At 60.5% G+C, this 26205-nt stretch carries 20 protein-coding genes and 1 pseudogene; 6 read left to right on the top strand and 15 right to left on the bottom strand.

What is annotated here, in order from left to right; all coding sequences use genetic code 11:
• The first annotated feature begins 278 nt into the window (after nt 1-278).
• Both AC0L3I_RS33150 and AC0L3I_RS33145 read left to right on the top strand, forming a co-directional pair.
• A complete protein-coding gene (locus tag AC0L3I_RS33150; RefSeq protein WP_473529719.1) occupies nt 279-2072 on the top strand; it encodes a type I secretion system permease/ATPase in 1794 nt (597 codons plus the stop codon).
• Between the two features lie 268 nt (nt 2073-2340).
• Nucleotides 2341-3594 (top strand): HlyD family type I secretion periplasmic adaptor subunit, encoded by a 1254-nt coding sequence (locus tag AC0L3I_RS33145; protein WP_473529718.1) that lies wholly within the window; start codon nt 2341-2343, stop codon nt 3592-3594.
• A 181-nt stretch (nt 3595-3775) separates the two neighbouring features.
• Here AC0L3I_RS33145 and AC0L3I_RS33140 read toward each other — a convergent pair whose 3' ends face one another.
• The 6 genes from AC0L3I_RS33140 to AC0L3I_RS33115 form a co-directional block, all read right to left on the bottom strand.
• Complete coding sequence (locus AC0L3I_RS33140) at nt 3776-4006, bottom strand: hypothetical protein (protein WP_473529717.1); 231 nt, start codon at nt 4004-4006, stop codon at nt 3776-3778.
• 113 nt (nt 4007-4119) lie between these two features.
• Nucleotides 4120-5121, bottom strand: coding sequence for a nucleotidyltransferase family protein (locus AC0L3I_RS33135; protein ID WP_473529716.1), 1002 nt, complete (start codon nt 5119-5121; stop codon nt 4120-4122).
• Nucleotides 5118-6290: a PqqD family peptide modification chaperone gene (locus tag AC0L3I_RS33130; protein WP_473529715.1), complete on the bottom strand. Its 1173-nt coding sequence runs from the start codon at nt 6288-6290 to the stop codon at nt 5118-5120. Before AC0L3I_RS33130 ends, AC0L3I_RS33135 begins: the two co-directional genes overlap by 4 nt.
• 305 nt (nt 6291-6595) lie before the next feature.
• Nucleotides 6596-8041, bottom strand: coding sequence for an exopolysaccharide biosynthesis polyprenyl glycosylphosphotransferase (locus tag AC0L3I_RS33125; protein ID WP_473529720.1), 1446 nt, complete (start codon nt 8039-8041; stop codon nt 6596-6598).
• 431 nt (nt 8042-8472) lie between these two features.
• The gene (locus tag AC0L3I_RS33120) at nt 8473-9633 is read right to left on the bottom strand and encodes a glycosyltransferase (protein ID WP_473529714.1); all 1161 of its coding nucleotides are present in this window, start codon (nt 9631-9633) and stop codon (nt 8473-8475) included.
• 34 nt (nt 9634-9667) lie between these two features.
• Nucleotides 9668-11326 (bottom strand): GMC family oxidoreductase, encoded by a 1659-nt coding sequence (locus AC0L3I_RS33115; RefSeq protein ID WP_473529713.1) that lies wholly within the window; start codon nt 11324-11326, stop codon nt 9668-9670.
• A 195-nt stretch (nt 11327-11521) separates the two neighbouring features.
• On the opposite strand from AC0L3I_RS33115, the gene AC0L3I_RS33110 reads away from it, so the two are divergent.
• Entirely contained in the window at nt 11522-12736 is a 1215-nt protein-coding gene (locus AC0L3I_RS33110) for a hypothetical protein (protein WP_473529712.1), read from the top strand.
• A 37-nt stretch (nt 12737-12773) separates the two neighbouring features.
• On the opposite strand, the gene AC0L3I_RS33105 is transcribed toward AC0L3I_RS33110, so the two are convergent.
• The 9 genes and pseudogenes from AC0L3I_RS33105 to AC0L3I_RS33065 form a co-directional block, all read right to left on the bottom strand.
• On the bottom strand, nt 12774-13178 hold the full coding sequence (locus tag AC0L3I_RS33105; RefSeq protein WP_473489142.1) for a recombinase family protein: 405 nt from the start codon (nt 13176-13178) through the stop codon (nt 12774-12776).
• Nucleotides 13175-14380, bottom strand: a complete 1206-nt coding sequence (locus AC0L3I_RS33100) for a glycosyltransferase family 4 protein (RefSeq protein WP_473529711.1) — start codon at nt 14378-14380, stop codon at nt 13175-13177. Before AC0L3I_RS33100 ends, AC0L3I_RS33105 begins: the two co-directional genes overlap by 4 nt.
• Nucleotides 14381-14664: 284 nt before the next feature.
• On the bottom strand, nt 14665-15846 hold the full coding sequence (locus AC0L3I_RS33095) for a glycosyltransferase family 4 protein (protein ID WP_473529710.1): 1182 nt from the start codon (nt 15844-15846) through the stop codon (nt 14665-14667).
• Nucleotides 15847-15868: 22 nt separating this feature from the next.
• On the bottom strand, nt 15869-17167 hold the full coding sequence (locus AC0L3I_RS33090; protein WP_473529709.1) for a polysaccharide biosynthesis/export family protein: 1299 nt from the start codon (nt 17165-17167) through the stop codon (nt 15869-15871).
• Nucleotides 17168-17472: 305 nt separating this feature from the next.
• The gene (locus AC0L3I_RS33085) at nt 17473-18783 is read right to left on the bottom strand and encodes an O-antigen ligase family protein (RefSeq protein ID WP_473489146.1); all 1311 of its coding nucleotides are present in this window, start codon (nt 18781-18783) and stop codon (nt 17473-17475) included.
• Entirely contained in the window at nt 18780-20504 is a 1725-nt protein-coding gene (locus tag AC0L3I_RS33080; RefSeq protein WP_473529708.1) for a Wzz/FepE/Etk N-terminal domain-containing protein, read from the bottom strand. Before AC0L3I_RS33080 ends, AC0L3I_RS33085 begins: the two co-directional genes overlap by 4 nt.
• Before the next feature lie 10 nt (nt 20505-20514).
• Entirely contained in the window at nt 20515-21834 is a 1320-nt protein-coding gene (locus tag AC0L3I_RS33075; RefSeq protein WP_473489148.1) for an oligosaccharide flippase family protein, read from the bottom strand.
• Nucleotides 21835-21994: 160 nt separating this feature from the next.
• The gene (locus AC0L3I_RS33070) at nt 21995-22801 is read right to left on the bottom strand and encodes a WecB/TagA/CpsF family glycosyltransferase (RefSeq protein WP_473489149.1); all 807 of its coding nucleotides are present in this window, start codon (nt 22799-22801) and stop codon (nt 21995-21997) included.
• Nucleotides 22802-22971: 170 nt separating this feature from the next.
• A pseudogene (locus AC0L3I_RS33065) lies at nt 22972-23094 on the bottom strand (bifunctional Delta(1)-pyrroline-2-carboxylate/Delta(1)-piperideine-2-carboxylate reductase); the annotation flags it as partial.
• Nucleotides 23095-23270: 176 nt separating this feature from the next.
• Here AC0L3I_RS33065 and AC0L3I_RS33060 point away from each other — a divergent pair.
• From AC0L3I_RS33060 to AC0L3I_RS33050, 3 genes are read left to right on the top strand one after another with little or no spacing between them, the layout of a single operon-like run.
• Nucleotides 23271-23888, top strand: a complete 618-nt coding sequence (locus AC0L3I_RS33060) for an SIS domain-containing protein (RefSeq protein WP_473489150.1) — start codon at nt 23271-23273, stop codon at nt 23886-23888.
• A complete protein-coding gene (locus AC0L3I_RS33055) occupies nt 23885-25153 on the top strand; it encodes an HAD-IIIA family hydrolase (protein ID WP_095490897.1) in 1269 nt (422 codons plus the stop codon). Before AC0L3I_RS33060 ends, AC0L3I_RS33055 begins: the two co-directional genes overlap by 4 nt.
• A complete protein-coding gene (locus AC0L3I_RS33050; protein WP_473529707.1) occupies nt 25146-26201 on the top strand; it encodes an NAD-dependent epimerase/dehydratase family protein in 1056 nt (351 codons plus the stop codon). Before AC0L3I_RS33055 ends, AC0L3I_RS33050 begins: the two co-directional genes overlap by 8 nt.
• The last annotated feature ends 4 nt before the right edge of the window (nt 26202-26205 follow it).

Genomic DNA, 26205 nt, shown 5'->3' with positions numbered 1-26205 from the left:
CCCCCCCCCCCCCCCCCCACACCACCACCCCCCCGGCCCGCCCCCCGCCGCGCGGCCGGGCGCGCGCCCCCCGGGGGCGCCCCCCCCCCCCCCCCCCCCACTTCAGCACGGTGAGATGGGGCAGGGCTCGCGCTCGGACCAACTCGGCGGGTGGTTCCGTCGGGGGATTTTTGCATGAGACCTCGCCCTGCCCTGCCGCCTTCCTCCCTCGTGAACAGAGACCTGAAGATGGCCAGGGTTAAAGCGCCCGCGACCGCTTCACTGGATTCGAATAATAGATGACAAATTCCTCCTTGCATGTGCCCTCGCCGCTCGCGGGAGCCTTGCGCGAGATCCGTCCGGGCCTCTTCGCGGCCGGCGGGCTCTCGCTCTTCATCAATCTTCTCATGTTCGTGTCTCCGCTCTACACGATGCAAATTTATGATCGCGTCCTAACGAGCCGTAATGCCGTCACGCTCGTCATTATTTCGGTGATCGTGGGCGTGTTGCTGATGACCTATGTGGCCCTCGAACATTATCGGGCTCGTATCCTCCAGCAGGCTGGCGTGCGGTTCGACCGGCTCTTGTCCGGTCCCGCCTTCGAGGCGGCGCTTTCCTCGGCGCTGCGTGTCCGCGGATCGAATCATGCACAGACCCTGCGCGATCTCGACCTCATGCGCGACATTCTTTCGGGCGGCGTCATCATGGCGCTGATGGACGCGCCCTGGGCTCCGATCTACATCGTGATCTGCTTCCTACTTCACCCGTTGATCGGCCTTGTGGCCCTCGTCGGCGCGGTGGCGATAGTGACGATCGCACTCGTAAATGAGCGAGCGACGAAGGGCTTGCTCTTGCGAGCCTCGCTCACGAACACTCGCGCGATCGACAGGCTGGGCTCCTCGCTGCGCAATGCAGAGGCAATTCGGGGGCTCGGGATGGGGCCCGCTATCCGGTCATGGTGCACCGGAATCCGCGAGGAAGCGCTAGGTTACTCCGTCAGCGCGGGCGAGCGCGGCGGCACCCTTCTTGCGTTGTCCAAGTTTCTGCGCATGGCCATCCAAACGGCCATGATGGGCGTCGGTGCGTACCTGGCTATTAACCAGGAAATCTCCGGGGGCGTCCTGTTTGCGGCGTCGCTTATCATGGGTCGGGCGCTTGCCCCGATTGAGATCATGGTGGCGCAATGGAAAAGTATCGTGTCCGCGCGCAGCGCCCATGCGCGCCTGGAACGCATATTCGAGGAGAACCCGCCCATTGCCGGACGCGTGCGTCTGCCTGACGTCAGGGGTACGGTTTCCGTCGAGAACCTTTTCGTCCTCGCCCCCGGTACGAACACGCCGGTCGTCATGGGCGCGACGTTCACGCTGAACGCGGGAGAGGTCGTCGCCCTCGTCGGGTCATCGGGCTCGGGCAAATCCTCGCTCGCGCGTGCGCTTGTGGGTGCGTGGCCGCCGGCGCAAGGATGCGTGCGACTCGATGGCAACGATTTGCGCCATTACGATCCGGACCAACTCGGCACCGCGCTCGGCTACCTGCCCCAGGATATCGAGCTGTTCTCCGGTTGCGTGCGCGACAACATTGCGCGCTTCCGAGCGGACGCGGCCGATGCGCAGGTGACCGAGGCGGCAACACACGCCTCTGCGCACGAGATGATCCAGCGCCTCCCCAACGGGTATATGACCGACATCGGGGAGGATGGAGTCGGACTGTCGGGTGGGCAGCGGCAGCGGGTCGGTCTCGCGCGCGCCCTGTTTGGCAAGCCGAGCTTCGTCGTGCTCGATGAGCCTGATGCCAATTTGGACAGCGATGGCAATCGCGCACTGATCCGGGCCATCGAAGGGTTGCGGAGAGACGGAAAGACCGTTGTGATCGTGACCCACAGGCCGAACCTCCTGTCGGCGGTGGATCGAATGATCATCATGCAGGAAGGACGAATAGCGCAGATGGGCAGTCGTGACCAGTTGCTGCCGTCGCTCGTCGGCCCGAACGTAGCGCCGGCACCGCGGCGGCCCGTCTGGGATGGAGGGCGCGCCGGACCGCCGGCGTCAGATCCAGCGCACTCTCTCCTCCGCCGGACACGCGTCGATGCATAACGAGTCGAGACCAACGATGATGATGCCTGACACCTCGAAAAGGACTGCAGTCATAGCACGCGTTCGCGGGCTCCCGACGCGGACGGCCCGCTCGACGCCTGCCTCCGCTTGTACAAGCGCGGTGGGGCCGACACTTTCCGCGCTCTTGCGTGCAGGACGGGTGACTCGAGCTAGCTTCCCGCAGATTTTCACGCCGTTAGATTTTGCCGGCCCAGACCACAAGCCGGCACACGCAAACCTCTCCGGCGACTGGCGCAAGCCCGCGCGGATGGGCTTTGGCATCGTCGTGCTGACCTTCGGCATCCTCGGCGGGTGGGCCTCTCTGGCCAGCCTCGACAGCGCGGTGGTCGCTTCGGGTACAGTTGTGGTCGAAACCGACCGCAAGGCGGTTCAGCACCTTGCGGGCGGTATCGTGCGTGACATTCTCGTCTCGCCCAACGCACACGTGACCGAGGGTCAGGTGCTCGTGCGCCTTGATCTCACCGAGGCGCAGGCGCAGGGCGAAATCGCGAGGTCCGCCGTCTTCTCGCTGCTTGCCGAGAAGGCACGGCTGCAGGCGGAACTGGACGGAGCCGAAATGGTCACTTTCCCGCGCGAACTCACGCTAGGGAGCGCCCCCCTGGCCCAGCGCGCGATGGAAGACCAGTTGCGACTGTTTAACAAGCGCCGCTTGGCCCGTACGAACGAGGTTCCCATTTTGCAGGAGCGCATCGCCCAGTCCGAACGGAAGATCGAGGCCGTACAATCCCAAAGCGAGGCTGTCCGTTTGCAGATCGAGAGTATCACAGAAGAGCACGACATGCTGGCGCCCTTAGCCCATAAAGGCATCATTCTGGGCACGCGGCTGACCGCGCTCAAACGGCAGCAGGCCGATCTCCAAGGTCAGCTTGGTGCCTTCCTTGCCGGAATAGCGGGCGAGCGCCACACTATCGGCGAGGCGCGACTCCAGATCGAGCAAGTCGGGCGCGAGGCCATCGAAGAGGTCTCGGCACAGTTTGCCGAGACCAGTGCCAAGCTCGCCGACGCCGGCGAAAAGCTGCACGTTGCAGATGACGTGCTCAACCGCACCGAAATACGCGCACCGCGGTCCGGGCGCGTTGTCGGCTTTAAGGTACACACGATAGGAGCCGTGGTTCGCCCCGGCGAAACCTTGATGGAGATCGTCCCTGATGACGACACTCTGATCGTCTCCGCGAAGATGTCGCCGGTCGACATCAACAATGTTGCCGAGGGCCTTCCTGCCGAGATCCGACTGCCTTCGTTCAAGGCTCGCTCGACGCCGGTCGCGATCGGCGAGGTGCAGACCGTTGCCGCGGACGCGCTCCATGACGAAGTGACGCGTGAGCCCTACTACGAGTTGAAAGTTTCCGTGCAGGTCTCTCAGTTCCCCGAACAGGTCCGCGAGAAACTTAGGCCCGGCATGCCGGCGGAGGTGATCGTTGCTACCGGCGAGCGGACCGTGCTGTCCTACTTGACGCAACCTCTAACGGACGCGTTCCGTCTCGGCATGCGCGAAAACTGAGCCCCCTTCCTTAGACAGGATCAGGGTAGACCGCAGAGGCGCGGCAATATGGCAGGATCGATGACTGCTGGGGCAAAGATCGGGCGAAGCGCGCTTCCGTTTCCACGGCCGCCTCCAACCGACTTAGGCGTTCCGGACTACACGTCATCTATGATCGGCCAGAACGACCAACGAAACCATTCTAAGGCTTGCGGCCAGAGTGGACGCGTTTCTTGCTGCCCCATCCATGTCCGGGACGTGCGCCATGCGATGCGGCAATAGCTTGCGAGTTCAAGCTCGTGCCAAGCAACAGAGCAATGGATGGAGGTGTTACAACAGCAAAACGCCCGGCATTCTTTAGAAATTCACGACGTGCCTGTTCTTCCGGGACAAGTTTATCTGTCTTTACTTTGGAATATTTCCAGCTCTTCATCAAATGTACTCCAGGCTTAGAATAACAACTCTAACCTCTAACCATATAAACTATCATATGCGACTCGTGAAGACAACGCGCCATCAAGATACAATTCAGGAAATTAAGTATTACTACACTTTTGACCCGAGATCGCCGTCAAGGAGGATGCTAGTGGCGCGGCGTCCAAAGTCGAGCGGACTCCGTCGGCCCAAGCCATCGCCATGTAGGAGTCGCCACATACCCCACAGCGAATTGCCGACCAGGCGCAATGGAACGCCGAGGACGGGATGGTACAAGGGGAAGACACGCCGCCAGTGTTGAAAGCGAACCAATGGGCGCCGCACATATTGCGCCGGTGCTCTGACGCCAAAGAAGTGACTCAATGCCAGGAGTTGAGTATCGAACGCGTTCCGCGCGCTCTGGTCGGGCAAGGATGTTCGGAGCACCGCCCAATCCAGCTTATGCTGTTCCGCCAGCCGCGCCAGATCATAAAGGTGGCGAAAGTCGGTCCTTCCGCGCCAGTAGTCCGCCTCCTTGATGAGATCATGCATGATCCAGTGGAGGGCCCGCGACTGTGGGGCGGGGATTTTCGCCCTAAGGCCGTGACGGCGGGCAAGCCTCGGGGACTCGCGGTCAATCTCCCGGTACGGCCGGAGCTCCAGGAGACCGACGTCTTGCGGGCGCGCCATGCCACCATCGACCGTCACTTCGGCATAGCCAAGCTTGGCAAGGCAAGCCCGGGCAGCCCCTTCTTTGGCCGTTTCCACAGCCACGTCGAGATCGCTCATGATCCTGTCGGGAACCCTGCCGCTCGACGAAAGGAACAAGGGAACGGCCCCTTTGAGCAGGACCGGAACGACGCCCCCCTGATTGAGGGCAGCAACGGTTTCATTCAGCTGCCTGCGCAAGCGCAAATTGCGTTCCCGGTTGCAGCGGTAAATGAACTGAAGATACTGGCCCACGTCTTCGGGGAGCCGGTCAAGCTGGCCCGTGTGCGCAAGAGTGGCGAACAAGACGGGCGTAAGCAGAGTGTGGTTGGCGAGTGCAATTACCGCCTGCCAGTCGGCCGTTACCACCAGGCGGCCGCTAAGTCCCGCGATCAGGGCCTCGAGCGCATCCCTGGTGGGCTTCATCGGCACGCCGCCTTCAGCAGTTCCAACGCGTCATCCAATTTGGCATAGGTCAGGCAAAAGCCCTGTGCCGATCGGATGACTTGGCAAAGAACGTCGAACGCGGTGCTGCTTAGCTCTTTATTCCGCGCAAAGGCGCCGTTCAGCAAGCCACCCAGGATGTCGGTCGGGTCAATCACCCGCAGTGAAGGTTTGGCATCCTGCGTCCGACAGAGCAAGACCACCCAGCCCACGGGCCGGGGAACGGGAGGGACATGATCCTTAGGCACAAGAAAGCGCACGCGCCTGCGATCGGGGCGCCGGTAAACCGGAGACCTGCCGAGTTCGGGGAAAAATTGTCCGAGAATGGACCATGATCCCGATTTGACTGCAGGCGCAAAAGCAAGGCCGATACCCTGTCCGGCCGAGTCGAGAAGTGTCACATCGTCTGCCGCGAAGCCAAACCCCGCGTGGACCAGCGCCAAGGTCAGCGTCGTCTTGCCCGAGCCGGGGTTACCACAAAGGAGGAGCGTGCGGCCGTTCTTGAAAAGCGCCGCCGCATGGAGGGCGAGTTCATATTCACTGTCCCCAAGCACTTCGGCCAGCAGTTGCCCTTTGACCATAATGGGTATCTCGTCTCGACCACAGGAATCAGTCCAGTGGCCATCCCGGAACAGGTGGATCCGCTCCCTGCGCTCAACCAGATGGAATAGAACGTCGACGGCCCTGTTTCGAACTTCGAGATGCTGAAATACGGTCGCGGCCGGAAAGGCGACGGCCGCCGGATACAGTATGCGCACACACACGCCTGGAACAGCAACGACCTGGCAGATATATTGATGAGCTGCGGTTGGGCACGGCGGTGGAGCAGGCTGGATTAGGCCGAGTTGTTCCCAGTCTTGAAGGGCAGCCTCGACATAGCCATAGGCCTCTTGCCTATCAACGCCACGGGCTGCCATCTCGCCCAAGATAGCCTCGACCGGCACGCCTTCTTCAAGCGAGCGCCAGATATCCGCCGCAGTGTCATTGAGCGCAAAAACTACCCCCTGCGTTGAACTGAGCAGGATATTTTGTCCTTTGATGCATGCAAGCCGACCTTGGGGAACTAACCTCGCCGTAGCATACTCGATAAGGGGAGGCCCCGCAGTTCGGTCAGTGGTTCGGGTTTGTTGCGGACTCACAGAAGCCGTCATCCTCGTTTGTCTGGGCGTGGAGATCGTTCCATTCGAGTGGAACTCACGACCAGAGAGACACGATCTTCGTCAATCGCCCGAGTCATAGCATTCCTCTCCGCTCCCATAGCGGTACCTTGCCAACCCCGTTGCCGTGCGGGCACTTTTGCTTGAAGTCGCAGGTTATGCATTGAGCGGTCGCTGTGTTTCGCACTGATCATCGCTTGCATTCAGATGTTCTGTAACAGCGCCAGCCGCCACTCCTTGCAAATCAATCACTTGCCACACAAAATCGCCTCCAGCGGCCTCGGACCGGCAAAGTTGGGCTAGAAGGCGTTTCGCCCCGTCCAGATGCGGGGGATGGTCAGAAGCAGGATCTTTATGTCGAGCCAGACCGACCAGTTGTTGACGTACCACATATCGTGTTCGACACGCTTGATCATCATGTAGACATGCGGCGTCGCGCCGCGGCAGCCATTTATTTGTGCCCAGCCGGTGATCCCCGGCTTCACCTTGTGCCGAGCCGGATAGAGAGAAATGATCTGGCTGTATTCGCTGTCATGCGCCAGCGCGTGCGGCCGCGGGCCTATCAACGACATGTCGCCCTTCAGCACGTTCCACAGCTGCGGAATCTCGTCGATACTGAACCTTCTCAATATGCGCCCAACGCGGGTGACGCGGGGATCGCCCCTGCAGGCTTGAGGGACAACAGGCCCGTCCTCCAGGATCGTCATCGTTCGGAACTTATAGATCTTGAACGTGCGGCCATTGAACCCGGCCCGACGCTGACAGAAGAGCACCGGCCTCCCGGATTCGAGCGCAATCAGCCCCGCTACAACGGCCAGAGGGGGCAGAAGAAATGGAAGGGCGGCAGTGGTCAGCACAAGGTCGAAGAGCCGCTTCGTAAGCAGCTGAGGCGTCGTTAGGGGCGCGCGTTGCAGTTCTATCGCCCTCGTCCCCCCCAGGTTGACGACAGGCCGCTTCAAGAGCGCGCTAACGACGTGGTCCGGAAGGAGCCTTACGGGTACCGGAACCACGCAAAGGTGAGCCGTGATTTTCTCAATCAGGGATATGTCAGCCCAACTGACAGCAAGGACTATCTCGTCGACAGAACGCCGACGCACATGTTCAATGAGCTTATCCATACATTCAAGGAGCGAGCCCTCGCTGGATGCCGCCGGCAATGTAATCGTTTGGCAGACGTCGCATCCGGAAGCCTCGATTGCCTGGACTACGCCACTTGGCACGCGCACGTCCGATTGCGTTACGATCACTACTTGCGGTTTGGCAAGCATGTCCGACCTGGTCAAGGAGGCAAACAGTCGTCCGGCGCCCAAGCGCACGAAGATGATGCCGCCAAGTCCCGTCACGAAGAACAGCATGACGGCTTGGCGCGAAAACATGTCTCCCACCTTGAGTGCAAGCGCCACAACCGACAGGCAAAGAAAGACCGCCGTCCAGATAAGCACGACCTCCTTGATCTGAGAGGCCAGCGACCGCGGCTCGGAACTCAGATATGGGCAGCGCGCATATGCGGAAGTCGAAAAAAGGGCGGCTACAACAACACCGAGCCCGAAGTTCCGGCCGTACTCGCCGAGATGTCCGAAACTCACAAGATCATATACCATTCCCGAGACGATGCTGAGCAGCACGACGGACATTGCCTCGAGAAGCGGAAACGACTGCAGAAGAACATTGCCCTTGAGGGGCACGTTCCACCGCGGTGCGTTTGACGTGGCGCCCGCACGGGGGCCTTCATGAAGAAGTGCCATGACGTTCACCTGCGTTCAAAGCCGCATCCATCCACCAATGTCGTGACGACCGCCCCCTCCTCGGCTGAAAACCGCCGAAATGCCCAGCGTGACTGCGTCCGCCGCCTGCGGTCATTGCCCCTTCACGCGAAGTTCGATTGCCGTGGCTGCGGTAGCACTCGGTTCTTGGAGTTGAGAGAATGGCAGCGACACTGTGCGAATCCAATTCGGCATAAGCTCTAACCCCAAAGGGCAGAGCCGGCGGACACACGACCTTCTCCTTGCCCGCTTCCGGCGCCTGTTAGCCCTTCGGAGTACGTCGAAATGAAATGCTCTCGCGCGCAGCACTGGAGCGGCGGACGCTCCGACGGAAGCAACCGGTTCGGAACTGCCGCTCTTTCACCGTTTGAGCACCGAACCCGAAACCGGTTCCCACTTTCGGGCCTGATCGTCTAGGCGAGCGCCATCGCATCGGCGGCGATCTGTCGCAGCAGGGACTTGCGAATGTGGAGTCGCGGGAACGGCTCCATTCCGATCGTGACAAGGATGTGCTCCCAACGGTAAACCCAATCGTGCATCTCTAGGCAACGGACCGCGTTTGTTCGGCGCAACAATTCTGTGCGGCGGGGGTTTGCGTCGAGTTCGCCAATTACGTCTGCGATACTGCTCGAGTCTGGTGATACCTCGATCACCGCGTCTTGCCAGTCAAAGTGCTCGCCGAATTCGGCGCATAGCGGCGCGGTCCCAAGCATGACGGCGCCGCCCGCGGCCCCTTCGAAGAGACGGGCAGGCAGCACCTGCTCGCCGGCAACCGTGACGGACTTGGAGTTTGCAAGTGCCGCAGGACTGAAAGCCATGAAATAGCGCGTGCGCCTGATGATATTGGCGAGCAGCAACCGATGCTCATGCCAGTCCCTGACCCGGGAATCTGTGCTTGCGAGCGTGTCGTAGAGATAGAAGAAGTCCCGCTCTTCGGCCAGCTTCAGAAGCTGCCGGTGCATTTTCGCGGCTCGGTTGCCGAACGAGTATACGTCGACCACGCGTTTGACCGGCGACAAATACGGCGTTGAAATAAGGCCGTCGACACCCGTGGCAAGAAAGGAACAGGGCGTGCGGGTGTATTGAGGCAGGCGCGGTATGCACGCGCTGTGCAACAGGAACACGTGATCGAACTGGTCCAGGAGCTTCAGATATTGGCGGTCCTGTTCGAGCGTGCTCGACCAGAGTTCGAACAGATACGCGACAGCAACCTTGCAGCGGCCGCGCCAGTCGTGGATCCGAGACAATTCAACAAGACTTTGCGGGCTCCAAGCGACGAAGAAGAAAAGGTCATAGTCTTGGGTGAGCCGAACATGCTCCATGGTTGGTGCGTTCCTCAAGCCTAGCCCTTTGCGAATCGCGCTCGTCAGTCTGTTGAAGTCACGCTGGACGTTGTGAGGGTCGTGCTTTGGCAAGATGGCGTGAAAGTGTCTCGTCAGGTAGTTGTCGATGCCGGGGGCGATCAGATCGGCATCCTCGCATTCGGCAACGATGCGGCAAAACTCATACGCCAACGCAAAGTGAGCCCGGTCCTTCGCATTGAATTCAGAGGCAACCAGTGTACGTCTCTTCAAGGAATTCTCCCGGCACTTGTCGTTCGACTTTCAACTATTCGGCCGCCGCAGGTTGGACCGGCGCATGGTGTTCCAGTGCCGGGAGGGGTTGCCGACCCAGGATCATGTCTGCTGCCTTTTCCGCGATCATAAAGACAGCGGCCGAAGTGTTGGCCGAGGGAACGGAGGGCATGATGGAAGCATCAATGACCCGCAGGCCCTTGAGGCCGTGGACCCGCAACTGGTCGTCCACGACAGATTCAGCACTGTCGGACGGGCCCATCCGGCACGATCCGCACAAATGATAGGCAGTCAGCCCGATTTCGCGGGCAAACTGCAGACGGTCGGCGTCGTCGGCTATTTTCGGGCCGGGAAGCTCTTCCGTGCAGTTGTAGCGCCTGAGCTCGGGAGCCCGAAACAGCTGCTGCACGGCCTTCATGCCGTCGACGACGACCTGTCGGTCCCGATCATCGGCGAGATAGTTGGGCTGGATGAGCGGAGCTTGAAACGGATCGGCCGAGATCGCCCGAACATGTCCGATGCTCTTCGGCCGCAACTGATAGTAGCCAAGCTTGATGACCGGAAACCGCCGCGCGCCGTGGTCGGTATAATTGCCCAGGGTAAGTTCAAGCTGGATATCGGGGGTGGACTGAAGATCCCGCGAGTTGATGTACCCGTAGACGAGCGACGGACTGACGGCGAGAAAGTTCGGGCGGCCCAGCATCCATTTGGCCGCCTCGCGCAGGAGGGCGACGCCGTGTCCGCTGACCGTTTCAATGCCCTCCACCCGGGCGATCAGGTGGACGGTGTAGTGATCCTGAACCTTTGTACCGACACCGGACAATTCGTGCACGACCGGAATTCCAAGCCCCGAGAGCATACCCGCAGCACCGACGCCTGACAGCTGCAGCAATTTTGGTGAGTTCGCGGCCCCAGCCGAGAGGATCACCTCGCCACGGGCCTTCACACAGCTCGTTGGATGACCCGGCCCTCCTCGTGCATATCGAACGCCGATGGCACGCTTTCCCCCGAAGAGGACGGCAGTGGCCTGCGCGTTCGTGCGGACATCCAAGTTCTTCTTTTTGGCGATCGGCCGTAGGAAAGCCCGCCCTGCGCTCACGCGCCATCCCTTTTCTATATAGCGCTGATAGTAACCCACGCCGGCTTGGTTTGCCGCATTGTAGTCGGGATTGCGCGGGACACCGGCATTTAGCGCGGCCTCGATGAATGCATCACAAAGCGGATGTCGCCAATCGCAGTCTGTAACCGGAAGCAGCCCGTCAGTCCCGCGGTAGAAGGGATCACATGCCCCAAGCCTGCGCTCGGTTCTCTTGAAATAGGGCAGCAGGTCGGCGTAGCCCCAGCCTCGATTGCCCTGGCGGGCCCACTCGTCGAAGTCCGCAGCGGCGCCACGGTTGTAGATCATCCCGTTAATTGCGGTCGACCCGCCTAGTGTCTTGCCCTGCACCATTGGAATGGAACGATTGGCCGTGCCCGGGCTCGGCTCCGTTTCGAATTGCCAGGTATATTTCGGATTCGAGCATGTCTTGTAGAGTCCCGCCGGAATGTGCAGAAGGATGCTGCTGTCGGACGGTCCCGCCTCGAGCAGGCACACCGAATTGGTCCCGTCAGCCGCCAGACGATTGGCCAAGACGCAGCCTGCCGCCCCGGCTCCGACGATCACATAGTCAAAGACATCCGCCTCGACCGACATCGGTTCGCGCTCCGCTTATCGCCAGCTTCAGAGAATGGCAGGAAATCCGGCAGATGGCACTTTGCCCATCGGTATTAAGACCTATGAAGGGCTTTCGCGGCGGGCTGAATGGAGAGATGCTGTGCGGGCACAAGCCTGCCGCCAATCTGCATTCTTGGGGAACCTGCGCCGGCCGGCGCACAGGGGAGATGGGGGATGCCTGACGACAATCTCGCCGAGGAAGCCGCCTTGCCGAGAGGACGGATGCGGCATGCCCATCCGCATCTCGTCGGCGACCTCGACGTCTCCGCACAAGCGGAGCCGACGTCTGACACCCGAACGGGTCGCGCGGCCAGCAATCTCTTGAAGTCCCGCCCTAATCGGCGCTGTCTCCTTGCCGGGCTGGCGCTGCCCGTCTCGGGCGTCGTCGGCGCAGCGCTGCATCTGGGCATAGGGCGATCGGGCGGCGGTAAATGGTTCGGGGGCGCGGCCACCTTTCTGCGTCCAAGCGGACCGGTGCTCTCGCGCGCAGATGGGCAGATCATTGAAAATCTTGACATCTATGCCCCCCATGGCAACGGGATCACGGCACTCCATCGGGGCGTCATCGTCCGCAGCTGCCGCATTCGTCATGCCATGGGCAGCGGGATATACGCTTGCGGAGCCGCCGGAATACGCTTGCAGGATCTCGAGATCGATCATGTCGGCGTTCCCCCCTCGGGGACCGGACCAAGCCAGAACCGCAACAACATAGAGCTGGAAAGCTGCCCCGATGCGATCATCATCCGTGTCAAGGCGTCCCGCGGCTCCTCCAATATCTATGTCGTCGACTGTCCGGGCACTCAGATGAGCTTCCTCGAACTGCACGACGCGCGCGGGCCGTTCCCGCGTGGACAGAATGTGCAGTTCAACCGCTCTTCGGATACGAGCCTCGAAGAATTCTCGGCCGAGAACGGTCCCACCTCCTGGACCGAGGACAATATTTCCGCCTTTCACTCGGATCGCTGTACAATTCGACGTGGACTCGTCTTCTACAACAACAGCCCCACGGGCGCTGGCGTCATGCTGGAGGGAAGCTTCAATTGCCGGGTCGATGACGTCGATGCCGTTCAACAGGGCAACGGCGCGTTCTCGGCCGTTCCGCAGGGTAAGGTCGGCAGTGGCGGTTGCTCGTTCAACCGCTGCCGGAGCCGGGACACCTACAATGAGCCACGGGACGGCAGGGACGCCCCGACATCCAACGGCCTGTCGTTCCATACCCGGATATCGGAAGGCGCTGAAAAGCACAGCGTTAGGGACTGCTGCGTCTACGCGCTCGCCAATCCCGGCAACATCATCTGGGAAACGGCGGCCGTGCATGCCGGGTGGTCCATCGAGCGCAAGACATTTGATCCTAGGCCGCCATTGCGGCTTGCCTTCGACTGGCGGTGAGCGGAGGGTGCGCTGGCGCATCGCCTCCGACCATGCCCTACCGACGACGACGCCAAAAGAGAAACAGGTCTGCTAGCATTGACCGCGGCGGGGACATCCCAAGCGTCCACAGAGGCGCTGATGCAAGGATCATGCGTCCCGTCGTCGTGCTCGTATCGATAGGTGTGTCGACGATGCGAAGACCGACATCCTTGGTGCCAAGCCTTTCGATGAGCGCCAGCACTTCGCGGGTTGTGCGCGCAACACGGTACGGTTTCGTGACCGCAATCACGTCTCCCTTCCTGGCACATGCGATCGCCCTCTCCAGCTCCGGCGTCGAGCCGAACATACTGGCCTTCTCGCAGAAGAAGTTCTCGGCTCCCAACCGGGCAAGATAAAGCTTCTGCGCCTCCAGCCTGGCAGCGGGTTCGAAGGAGTTGATACGACAGTAGCCGATGATCATCGCATTCCCCAACCGTAAGAAGCTTTCAGGGAATGGGATGCAAGGGGCCCGACAAGCCGCTGACGATCTGCGAGCCGCGGTTCGTCAGTCCCTTTGTCTTCCTCCCCCTTCACCGAGATTCCGATGTTGGACCGCAATCCGGAGGGGTTCGCGAGCTCCAGATATTGCTTTGCAACACTGTGAGCATCGAACTGTCTAACCCTCTCGCGGGCACCCGCCGACAAACGCGACCAAAGGTCATCATCGTCCAGCACCGCCTTCAGCGCTGCGGCCATCGCCTCGGCCTGTGGTTCGACCACTGCCCCATTCACGCCATCCGCGAGCAGATCCCGGCTGAGCCTTGAAGACCCAACGATGGGCGTGCCGGTGGCGATCGCCTCCATCACCGTTGCCGAGGCGACAGGGACCGTATAGCGCGTGGGGAAAGCGGCGACGCGAACGCGGCTGTGTAGTTCGCGAACGCGTGCTCCCTCTGCCATGCCGAGAAGGACCACGTGCCCCCGTATCGCTTCAGGAAGAGCGTCGACCGCCTCCGTCACCGGTCGTGTGATGTCACCCGTCACGTAGAGCCGTACGGAAGGGTCGTTGAGGGCGCCGAATGCACGGATCGTCGCCTCCGGCGCCTTGTAAGGCGAGGTGCCGGCATGGAGGATTGCCCGCTCGCGATCTGCCAGTCCACGGGACGCATATGACTGGCGATCGATGCATTCGGGAATTTTGAGGATTTGGTCCCTTGGCAGACCAAGATCTAGCACGAGTTCTTCCTGTAGCTCGGACGTAGTGGCGACGACGTGGTGGGAGCGCCGCGAACTTATCCGTCGAATGGCTCGCCAGACTGCCGCGAGCGTCCCTTTCCGCCTCTGAAGATCGTGGACGACCTGCACGATCGTGCCATGCAGCGGAAGCGGCACCGTCTCGCTGTGGATGATAACCTCCGGCCGGAAGCGATTGATGATGCCGATCGCCCGCAGCCACGCCGCGACTGAGGCCGGCCCGGTCAAAGGCACACGGCTCAATCCGATTATCGGCAGCTCGAGGCGAGGCGAAAGAAGTCGCTGGAATTTTGCGCGGCTTTCGAAGGTGCCGACCACGATCTGCACCTGGTGCCCCAGTTCGAGCAACGCCTGGGCAAGTGCCACAATGAAGATGCTCACACCGTCAGGCGAATCCAAAGGTTCGCGCCGGGTCAAGACAATGCGCATTCGATCAAACCCCTCGCATAGGTGCCTGCGAGCGGGCCGCAGCCTCCCGTCGCACTCGCGGCTGTTTCAGTAATGGAAACAAAAGAGGTAGTCATGGGCACGCGCTGAACCTCTCCGAAGTGCACGAGGCGGTAGGATCGATCCTCGGGGCAAATCGATCAGCGACTAATAGGGAGTACCCCGGCCCGCCGGCATGGCCGCACTGCGCTCGTTGACGCGTGAAGCTTGGTGTGCCCTTTGGGCAGTCCTGGCCGGTTCCTGCCGGCGCATGTTCCGGGCCCACCTCACGACACTGCCGCGAAGGCCCGGCTTGGGCGCCTGACCAGGGGTTCATAGATGGCCATCAGCCGGTTGAAGTTTGCTTCGGGCGTGTACTGCTCCTGATAGGCGGCATAGGCCCGGCCTGCCAAGTCCTCCAAGGCAGATCGGTTTGAAAGCGCCCAGCGCACCTGATTGGCCAATGCGCCGGCATTGCCGACAGGAACGACAAGGCCGGTGACGTCTGGCTCCACGACCCCTTTGATCCACGGCAGCTCCGAGCAGATGACCGGCAGCCGGCTTGCGAAGGCCTCGATGACGGTCATGGGAAACAATTCATACCCTTTAGACGGAAAGAGCAGGAATGCTGCAGCCTGCATCTCCTTCAGCACCGTCTCGCGCGACTGACGCCCGAGATATTCCACGCGCTCGCCCGCAGATTGCTCGACGAGCGGAGCCAACGGCCCGTCGCCGATGATCCGCAGCGGATAGTCGATCTCCTTCCACGCCTCGAGCAGCGTGGCCACTCCCTTGTGGTGCTCATCCAGTCGTCCGACGAACAGCCCTCCATTGCGACGAAGGTCACCGAAGATCGGCGGCCTGGCAACTGCGTTCGGCTTGACGACAATGCGTTCGGCCGGCAGGCCGCCTTCCACAAGCTTGCGCCTGGCCCAGTCGGTAAGGGCAATGAAGCGGTCGACCTTGCGGGACCAGGTGCCGACTCTCTTGTGAAACTCGACCATTGCGGCAAGGGCGAGCGTACCCGCCAGGGAATTCCTGTAGACCTTCTTCGGAACAGTCCACCAGCAGGCGTGGCCGAGACTTCGCTCCCGAAGCCTCTCATCGGGATAAAGCAAGGCGCTGGGACAGAGGATCCTGAAATTGTGCAAGGTCATTACTGATGGCACGCCGGCCTCGCGGCACGCATCCAGGATCGAGGGGCTCAGGAGAGGAAAGAAATTGTGGATATGGACGACATCCGGTGAAAATTCCGCCAATTTTCGGGACAGGGCCCGCCGTGAATGACGGTTGTAGACAACCCCCAGGGCGGTAGAAATCTTGCGCGCGACCCGCACGATATCGTCATTCGTGGCGGAGAACAGCTCGACGTCGACCCCATTCTGCTTCAGGCACGCGAACTCCTCCCGAACCACGCTGTCCTCTCCGGCCCTTATCTGGTAGAAATTATGAACCATTAAGACGCGCATCGCAGTCCGCCCCGTCCGAATCTCAATTCGGCATCCCGGACGCCCGTGGCGACGACGCGACGGCTCCGGCAAAGTCGGCCTTTGGCAAAACGACCTCCACAACGTCGCCGGGCGCAAGCCCGAGATCTTCGCTGCCGGGGAGCGTCTCTGCGCCCTGCTCTCGCTTTCTATGGACTGTTATCTCGGGCCGACCCGCGGCTATCAGCAAGGTGGATTGCGCTTGACCTGTAAGCGCCAGCTTCTGCGCGGTACCCTCAAGACGCGCCGAGATCTGGGCCAGATTCATATAGGCCTCCTGTAGCTCCCCCAAGGCCGCGATTTGTCGTTCACTGTCGATCTTGTTCATCTGTCTGACATATTCACCGCGCTGGCGCTCGATGTTCGATGCCTGGACGATCGTGTCGAGCAGTTGGGTTGATGACATAAGCACCGCTCGACGGGCTTCAGATAGACGCGTGGTCGGCGCCAGGCCCTTCTGAAACAGCGTCCTGACGCTCTCGTATTCGTCGGCGTCGGCCTGGCTTCCCTCTTCGTCCTTCTTCTTCTTTTCAGACAGAAGCCCCAGTTGCAGGTTAGTCTCCTCGACAGCACGTCGCAGAAGCTCCTTGTCCTTTTCACTGTCTGACAGCCGAGCTTCGATATGCGCTGTTGCCGTTTGCTTCAATCGTTCGGCGAGCGCCTCAGGCACCGGCACGTTCTCGACATGTTTGACTTCTTCGCCGAGTTCGGTGCGAAGGCGCCAAATGCGAGCCTGTTCCATTGCGAATTGCGCCCATAGGGCTTTGTACTCGGAACGGAAATCGGCCGCTTCCATGAGCGGATTGGCGATGCGAACCTGGGCAGCGCTGTAGCCACCCGCAACCGCCACAGCCTGTCGGACGGTCATACCCGGCCGGAAGATGTACTCTCCCGGCTTGGCCACATCACCATAAACATAGATGGGCCGGTATTCGGCAAGCGAAACGAAGACCTGGTCGGTCTCGATCAGGTGCGTTATTTCACGGCCGTCCGCGGTCCCCTGCCGATACTGCTTGCTGGCGAGACTGCCAGCGATTATTTCCTGCGCTTGTTGAATGGAAAGGCCGCTGACTTGAACCGCTCCAACCAGCGCCAAGTTCACCTCGCCGTCCACTCCGATCAGCAATCGCTGCCTGAAATCCGGAATACCAGGGACCGATACTTCCAGCGTATCTCCGGGCTGTAGCGTGTAGTCGGCAAGTGCCGCTGTCGGAATCAGAGCGATGGCGCCAGCCAACGAAGCGAGGCGGGTCGAAGCCATGGTCATCGACAGCGCCGACAACAAGGATCTCAACAGCTTCATGGGTCCCCCAACGGTTGCCTCCGTATCTCTACGGGCGACTTAGCACGGGTTTCTCCGGCGCGGCCGAACCTGCGCAGTGGATGGCCCTATACTACCAGAGGAGGCATAGCCAAGGCCGAGGCAAAATGGCTGGCTCGCTGGCTCTTTCGAGGCACTCCTCATGGAAGCGGCACGGCGCCGACGCATGAGCGGGCACATCAGCGGACGGCTCTCCTGCTCCTGCCGCGCCAAAATCGGTACAACGCGATCCCCTTCTACCGAGAACGATAGCCCGCCGATGTCGGGTGGGCCGCATCCATGTTCGGTCAGATGTATGAACAAGCGCAATGCTGCGTTCGACCCGCTTCAACTGGAGGGGGTTCCACAGCCAAGGCCGGAACGCTGGCGCGAAGTGCAATCAAATAGCCGTATGAGAAAGCAATTCCCACAATCTGTACAGGGCTCTCCAGGACTGGATTGACGAACATGGCGAGGAAAATCGTGATGAAGACTGTGGACGCATGATTGCTAACACCGCGTGGCAGTCGATTTGGCGGGAAGGCCACCAAAATGGCAGACACGATCAAAATGAAACCAATGACCCCCGTCCGCAATATGGCTTGAAAGAACGAATTGTGAATTCCTGTCGAGAGTATCTCAAGCATTTTGGCATGCGTAATATTCCTGGTGTCAGGAAGAAAGGTAATATCCTCGAACCCGGGAAACTCATATCGCCATCGGACCGATTCCTTCCCAAATCCGATGCCAAATCCGTATGTATCCGCAAGGGATGCGAGTGCGTCCGAAATGAACGCGAGTCGGATCCCGGAATTCGGGTCCAGAGCAAAGGTTTGAGGTATGAAGTTCAGCCCGACGGCATAGGCCGAAGTCAGTGCGGTCGCCAGAGCTGCGGCCATCAACCGGCCAGGCACGCCAATTAGAATGACGATCATCGTGACCGCGAGCACCTTGAACTGAGCCAAGGGGCTGGCGAGGGCTATTCCCAATAAGAGCAAAATGCCGCCGTATCGGCGCCAGTCGTTCGTCAGAAAAATACCGCCTGCAATGAAAAACGCGGCAATGACCATGTTATTGATCAGCGAACCATAAAGAATCGGTATCGTGGCTTGCGGAGATGCGCCCTGATATTGCACGTCCTGCTGAAACATCACCGCCGGAGCGACAACGAGAGACAGGAACAAGAAAACGGGTGCACCAAAAAAGGCATTGCCATTCATCAGCCTGCGGCGGAAATAAGCCTTGGATGCCCATGCGACGGCGAAGAATCCCACAATCGGGACGATTTGCCTTATGACTGCTTCTTGAAGGAAGTGAACCTGCCAGGAATCCGGCATCAGCCCGTATCTGGACAGCAGGGCAATGAAGAGGCAGAAGGCGGTGTAGACCGCCAGCAGACGAGGCGGCACCGTCTGCCGCAGCACGGCATAGGCCAGACAGACACCGACCGGGATCACTATGAAGAAAGGGCCAAGCAGGCGCAGGGATATTGCGAGGGCGCAGGCCAGCCAAATGCCGGAGAGAAAGAGGGTGTAGTCGAGCACGTCAGGGGAATGGCTGCAAACGAGGTCGACCGGCTCTGAACCCTTCCTGCGTGACAATGTCGCTGGCGAGGTCATGGCCTGTATTCCCGGTTAGGACTGAAAGCCGCACGGTTGATCCTGGTCAAAATTACTGCCGAGAGTTTCTCTGCAGGGATGATGCGCAGGATTCCCTCAAGGTGGTCCGCGAAAGTGCGGCGTGCCTTCAGCACCAGGAGGACCTCGCTGATGACGCCCATGGCCGCTTCCAGATCAGCAGTGCGGTCGGTGCTGTGAAAATCAACCACTATACAACTGTATTCTTGCTGCAGATGCTGGAGTGCAGCGGAGATGGAGAGCGAGGCATTCAAGTCGGAGATTGACCCCGTGGGCCTGAGAACCAGAACTTCCAGCCCTTCCTGATCCGCGGGAATGGTGGCAAACGCCCTGGCGAGCTTGCGACCTGGCTCCGCGTTCAGCATTGGCTGGTCCATTGATGGCTTTTGCCAATTGGCATCAACGAGCAGTGTCTTTTGCCCGGTCGCCGCAATGATCCTTGCGAGATGAACCGCCACCGTGGAGCTTCCGGACCTGCCGAGGGGTGAAGCAACGCCGATTACAAATCCGCTTTGGCGGCCCTGAACTCCGCGCATCCGGGTGGCAATCTTACTCAGCGAGCTGTGAAGCTCGGGAGCGTCCTTTGAGTAGACGGGCTGCAAAGACTGCTCGCATGGCCCCACAACATTCCACCTGCGGCGGGGAATTCTGGGGATGCCTACAATCCGATCAAGGCCGGTCGACCTGTGCACATCCTCGACCGTTATAAGGCGGTGGTTCATTGCTTGCCTGATCAATGCATGACCAACGCCGGCAACCCCACCGGCCATAACGGAGAGCGCTACCATCAGGACCGTTGGCGGCCAACTGCGTTGGCGAGGCGGTTCGGCCGCCGTGATAACCCTTGCGCTCGGGATCAGCGACGAGGCGCTAAAATCGGAGTGGGTCCGCTGCAGAAGGGCATTGTAAAGCGAGCGATAAACCTCGGCCGCGCTCTGCTGCTCGCGGAAAAGGACTCTTGCCCTCTCCGCAGATTCAGGGTCTGATGGGGGTTTCTTCAGTGGTTCGGTCACAAAAGCCTTTTCCCGAAGTTCCGCCAGCCGCTTGTGCAGATCAGAGGCTTCTTCCGCGCGAGCCGCCTGCCGGCTCTCGCGCTGACTTCCGATGTAACCGCCGGCGATCGCGTTCGCGAGCATGGCCGAGAACTGAGGATCGGAAGAGGTGGCCCCTATCTCGACGGCGCGGGAGGAACCCAGCTGATGAACGGAAAACGCGCGTCTCACAAGGACCATCGCCTCATGCCGAATATTTGGCTCCGCCGTCGGCAGTTCGGTGCCGAAGAGAGACGCCAATTGGCTCCGCACATAGCTGGAGATCCGCGCGCGCAAGCTGTCATCCATCACAAACTCTTCGTCTTCCGCTAAGCCAGTGTGGTCAACAACGCGTCCGACGACCTCGTCCGACTGAATGACCTGTATCTGGCTCTCTACATAGACCCGCTCATCTGCCTCAGCTTCGCCCGGTTGCGAAGCGGGCGGAGATGAAAGGAGGATCGTCGCATAGGCGGTGTAATATCCAGGCGAAAGGACCGCATATGCGCCGCCGACACCAAGGCTCACAACCATCCAGAGGAGGCAAAGGCGCCAACTGCTTCGAACAAATCTCAAGATGTCTTTCGCGGTCAGCTCGTCGCGATCCTTGGGGGGGATCGGCTGGTGAGGCGACCCGGACGGCTGAACGACAAAGTGATCAGTGGCGAACATACATGCTCTCCTACGACCGGAAACGATCGGCCTCGTGCTCCAACGGCGCGGATTGGGACGCCGGCGGATATCCTCGCACCCGGCCTGCGTCGCAAGCTGCCGCCGTGCGAAGGACGGCCGCTCCGCCAATGAGGAAGAAGCCGGCTGAAACCACCAGCACGACGACTTCCTTCGCCACCATCGCATAAACAATGGCTTGCTCCGCCATGACGAAAGACAAAAAATATGCGGCCACCAGGAATACTAGCAGACCGGATGCGTTAAGGGCGGTCCATTCATTTTCATACCCGTAACTAAACATGAATATATTTGATGTGAATGTATTTATGTTCATCAGCAATGGTATAATTGCCATTGCGCGCACGATAGGTGTCGCTCCTGAAAATTCATCTCCAAAGAGGATCAATATTATATTTGGAGCAACAAAGAACATTCCAATACTCATCGCCGTTCCGCCTGCTATGGTGAATAGTGATCTCCTTATCAGTCGTATCCCGGCAGCAGGGTCGACATGAGCGTAGTATGAAACCCTCGGGAGGAAGGTATCCATAAGCAACTTGAAAAATACCCGCGCGGCTAATAGGAATTTTTCGGCGACAGAATATTGTCCGGCTGCGACATAACCTTCGAAATGCTCGACAAGGGCGACAGGGAGGGTGACGAGGGCAGCGTCCATGGCTACGAAGAGGCATCCGCTCCAGCCATTGCGCAGCTGCATTCCAATCGTCGAAAGCGTCACGGACCTGAAGCCGCCGAACCCAATCGGAAGGATGAAAGGTAAGCAGATGACGCCACTGACGACGGGAACTGCGCTTTGGATGGCAACGGCGAGCGCGACCTGGTCAGGTGATGCGACCAAGGCGACGAAACAGACTAGCGCCAGAACGCGAGCAACAACCACCGCGACGGCCGCCTGCCAGGCGCGTTCCAGGCCGACGAAGAGCCAGGCCGGAAAAATAATGCTGCCGGCGGCCGCGAGCATCGCGCACAGGAATGTCGGCCTACTGAGCGCCAGGACGTCGCCGGCCAGCACAAGGCCAACCAGGCATACGGCAACGAACAGCACTGCCTTGGTGGCCATGACCTGAGCAGCGAGTGACGCGATCGCCGCCGGCTCGTATCGAAGGGAAGCAACCCTGCGCTGCGCGGTCCAATGAAATCCATAGGCCACGACGACGGCAGCGAGTTGTCCGATGGCGAGCGCATACGCGTACTGCCCGAAACTCATGGGTCCGAGGACACGCCCGGCATAGGGCAAGATGATCAGCGGCTGCAGGACGTCGGTGACATGCAGGACAGCCAGACTGGCGGCCTGTTTGCTCAGAGTCATGGTAGCCTCCAGTCAGGTGCCTGTCGAGGCAATGCAAACCACACCGTCCAGACATGGGCAGCGCCGCCTCCCAGCAGCGCCAAAGAACAGCCGCCCGTGAAGGAGTTGGCGCAGATCAGCAACACGGCGGTCCGAGTGTGTTCACTGGTTCCGCCTCCCTCTAACCGTCACGAAGTCTGCGCCTGGGAAGCAGCGACGCCTGCAGCAAAGCCAGGATGAACAGGCTGTTCGTCACGAGATACCTGCTCGCCAGGCGGCGGGGATCCTGGAAGAGCCGGTGCAGCCATTCCAGCCCGCTCTTCTGCATCCATTGCGGCGCCCGCTTGACGTCTCCGGCGTGGAAATCGAAAGCTGCTCCTACCCCCAACATGACCGCATTGATCCGGCCGCGATGCGCCTGCATCCAGCTTTCCTGCTTGGGACATCCGAGCCCCACCCACACGATCCTCGCACCGGACTGATTGATCATTCTGACCACTGCCTCATCTTCCTCGGCCGACAGAGGGCGGCGCGGAGGTGAGTAAGAGCCCACGATGTTTATGCCGGCAAACTCGGTTCGAATGCACCCTCCGAGACGCTGGAGGGTGCCCGGGCTGCCGCCGTACAGGAACATTGGCGTGCCGAGTTCCGATGCCCTCCGGCAACAAATCCACATCAGGTCCGGTCCGCTGATGCGCGGCTGATCCGCGTGTCCCTGCCGCCTCAGCATCCAGGCCACCGGCGCTCCATCCGGCGCGACAAGGTCGGCGCTATCCATCGCTTCGGCATGGGCGCGATTGCGGCGGGCGGTGACGACACTGTGGACATTGCACAGGAAAACCGTTCGGCTCTCCCGCCGTAGGGCCCAGTCGAAGACGCAGTTGACTGCCTGCGCCAAGCCCAGGGCGTGCACGGGTACCCCAAGCACTTGCTCGCGCAACTGTCCCTGATCGATCGCGTGTCCCTGATCGATCGCGAGCTCTGTCATGCCACACCCTCGATTGCTGCAATAGGTGAGCCATCATCACAGCGTGCGAGCACTTCGAGTTCAATTGCTATTCCGAACGGGAAGCTGGCGGGCGGCGCGCTCACCGGAGGTAGCTAAAAGGAATATCCCTTGTTCTCTCCGTGGTGCCGAAAGAGCGCATGAAATGCGCAGCCCGTCCCGCCGTCGAGCAGGAGGTAAAGCCCCATCACCGCGGGTTTGCCTACGGCATTGTTGTCGGGCGACACCGTGACGATCTTGACGCCGATATGGCCGCCTGCCGACGTGCCGGCCGCAACGGAGAGAACAAGGGATTTAGGTACCTCCGATGAGCGCCGCCCGCCGGCTTCCGTTCGGAATAGCATTCGGAATAGCAATTGAACTCGAAGTGCTCGCACTGTGATGATGGCTCACCTATTGCAGCCATCGACGGTGGCATAACAGAGCTCGCGATCGATCAGGGAGTGGTGGGATGTCGCAAATGTTCGCGTATGATGCCCTCTGGTTGCAGCCTAAAGAATTCACGCAGGATTATCTGGCATCGCTGTGCATCGCATTGGCGCAGATCGATACGGATGCCGTGCAGGAGGCGATACAGATGCTGCGCGCCGTACGCGATGCGGGCGGCACAGTCTTCGTCGCCGGCAACGGCGGCAGCGCAGCGACCGCCTCCCACTGGGTCAATGACCTCGGTAAGGCCACGAAGCGCTCGGGAAGGCAGCCAATCCGGGTCATGGGCCTGACAGACAACGTCTCCTGGATGACGGCGCTCGGCAATGACGAAGGCTACGAGCGTATCTTTGCCGGCCAGATGGAGAACTTCGCCAAGCCGGGTGACGTGCTCATAGTGATTTCAGCCAGCGGGAACTCGCTTAATCTCGTGCGGGCAGTCGAACTCGCTCGCGAAAGGAAGGTAGCCACCATCGGCATTGTCGGTTTTGACGGCGGCACGCTTAAAGAGCTCGTCGATCAGCCAGTATGGGTGCGGTCTGAAAAAGGCACCTACGAACTCGTCGAGGACGCCCACGCCGCGATCTGTCATGCCATCACGCGATACCTCGTCGCCGACCGACCGGAGCGCGGTCAATGAATATTGTCCTGCCGAGCTCTCCCTGCCTGCAAAAGGCAGATGTCGAGGGCCGCACCTACAGCCGGCCGCGCCAGGCGGTCATCCTGGCCGGCGGGCGTGGCACGCGCATGCGGCCGATCACACTCGACCGCCCGAAACCAATGGTGCCGGTGCTCGGCCGCCCTTTTTTGGAATACCAGATCGAACAGCTGCGGCAGGAGGGGTTCGAAAGGGTTCTTCTTCTACTCGGGTATTTGCCCCATGTGGTGATGGACCACTTCGGCGACGGCAGCAGGTTGGGCCTCAGTATCGAATATGCCGTCACCCGTCCCGACGACCTCACCAGCAGCCGGGTATCCAATGCCCGTCACCTCATAGATCCGTGCTTCCTGCTGCTGTATTGTGACAATTACTGGCCGATGCGCATGGAGCGGCTGTGGCAACGCTTCTGTGCGGCCGGCAAGCCTGGAATGATCACGGTCTACAGCAACAAGGACGGCTATTCACGCGGCAGCGTGATCCTTGATGCGGACGACAATGTGACCGTCTTCGACCGGCTCCGCACCACGCCTGGGCTGCAGGGAGTCGAGATCAGCTATGCCATACTGACCGATCTCGCCCTCGAACTCCTGCCCGACGAGGACACCCTCTTCGAGGAGGCCATCTACACGCCGCTCGCGACGCAGCATCGCCTCGCCGGCTTCGTGAGCGAGCACCGCTATTACAGCGTGGGCTCGATCGAGCGTCTACCCGCGACGGAGCGCTTTATGAGACGCGAAAAAACCATGCTCGTAGATAGGGACGGCGTACTCAACTGCAGACCGCCACGGGCTCAATATGTGTGTTCATGGGACCAGTGGGAGTGGGTTCCGGGTGCAAAGCAGGCGTTGGCCCTTCTGAACGAGGCCGGCTACCGCATAGTCATCATCTCGAACCAGGCAGGGATAGCGCGCGGAGCGATGACCGCCGCTGATCTCGAGGCGCTTCACCAGCGCATGTGCGCCGAGTCCGAAGCCGTCGGCGGCAAGATCGCGGAGATCTACCACTGCCCACACGGCTGGGACGACGGCTGCGACTGCCGCAAGCCCAAACCCGGCATGCTGTATCAGGCACAGCGCGACTTTGATCTCGACCTCACACGCACACTCTTTGTCGGCGATGACGATCGTGACCGTCAAGCGGCCGAAGCCGCGGACTGCCTATATGCGCAAGTAAGCGAGCAATGCTCGCTTCTGGACCTCACCCGTCAACTCCTTTCGAAAGCGGAGCAGGGCAGACATGAATGAACCAACACGCGTTCTCGTCACCGGACACAATGGATATCTCGGTTCTGTCATGGTGCCCGTGTTGCAGGCGGCGGGCTATGAGGTGGTCGGGCTGGACATGGGATATTTTCGTGCGTGCACCCTGGGAGCCGACAATACCAGTGTGCCCGAGATCACAAAGGATCTGCGCGCCATCGAACCCCCGGATCTCCAGGGCTTTGACGCGGTGATCCATCTGGCGGCACTCTCGAACGACCCGATCGGAAATCTCAACGCGGATTGGACGAGGCAGATCAATGCGGAAGGGACAGTTCGTCTGGCCACGATGGCCAAGGCGGCCGGCATCCGGCGGTTCCTATTTTCCTCCTCCTGCATCATGTATGGCATGTCGAAAGCCGCCGTCGTCGACGAAACCGCCCCGCTGGCGCCGCAAACAGAGTACGCAAGATCGAAGGCTGTTGCCGAAGAAGCGCTGCGCGCGCTGGCGGACGACCGGTTCTCGCCCGTCTATTGCCGCAACGGCACCGTCTATGGTCTCTCGCCGCGAATGCGCTTCGACACCGTGCTGAACAATTTCATGGGCAGCGCCTGCACAACTGGACACGTCGAAGTCCATAGCGATGGCACGCCATGGCGGCCCGTGGTTCATGTCCAGGATGTCGCGCGCTATTTCAAATTGATGCTGGAGGCGCCGCTACAGGACATCCACAATGAGGCGTTCAACATGGGTGTTGAAAGCCTCAATCTTCAGGTGCGCGAGATAGCGGAGATCGCCGTTGACGCCGTCCCCGGCGCGCAGCTCACAATGACACCGAAGCCGGGCGCGGACCAAAGGACCTACAAGGCGGACTTCAGCAAGTTCTCACGGACTTTCCCGGATTTCGAGTTTCAGTCGACGGCGCGAAAGGGAGCGCAGGAGCTTTACGAGGCGTTCCGCTCGATCGCACTTAGATTTGAAGACTTTACCGACAAGCGCTTCACGCGGCTGCGCTGGCTCGATCATTTGCTCAAGGCGGGGATGCTCGATGATCAGCTGCGCTGGCGAACCGCACAGCCGCGTGTCGCCTAATTTT

Source organism: Mesorhizobium sp. WSM4840 (assembly GCF_055811755.1).
The sequence above is the reverse complement of the archived record's forward strand: the minus strand, read 5'-3'. Positions and strand labels throughout refer to the sequence as shown.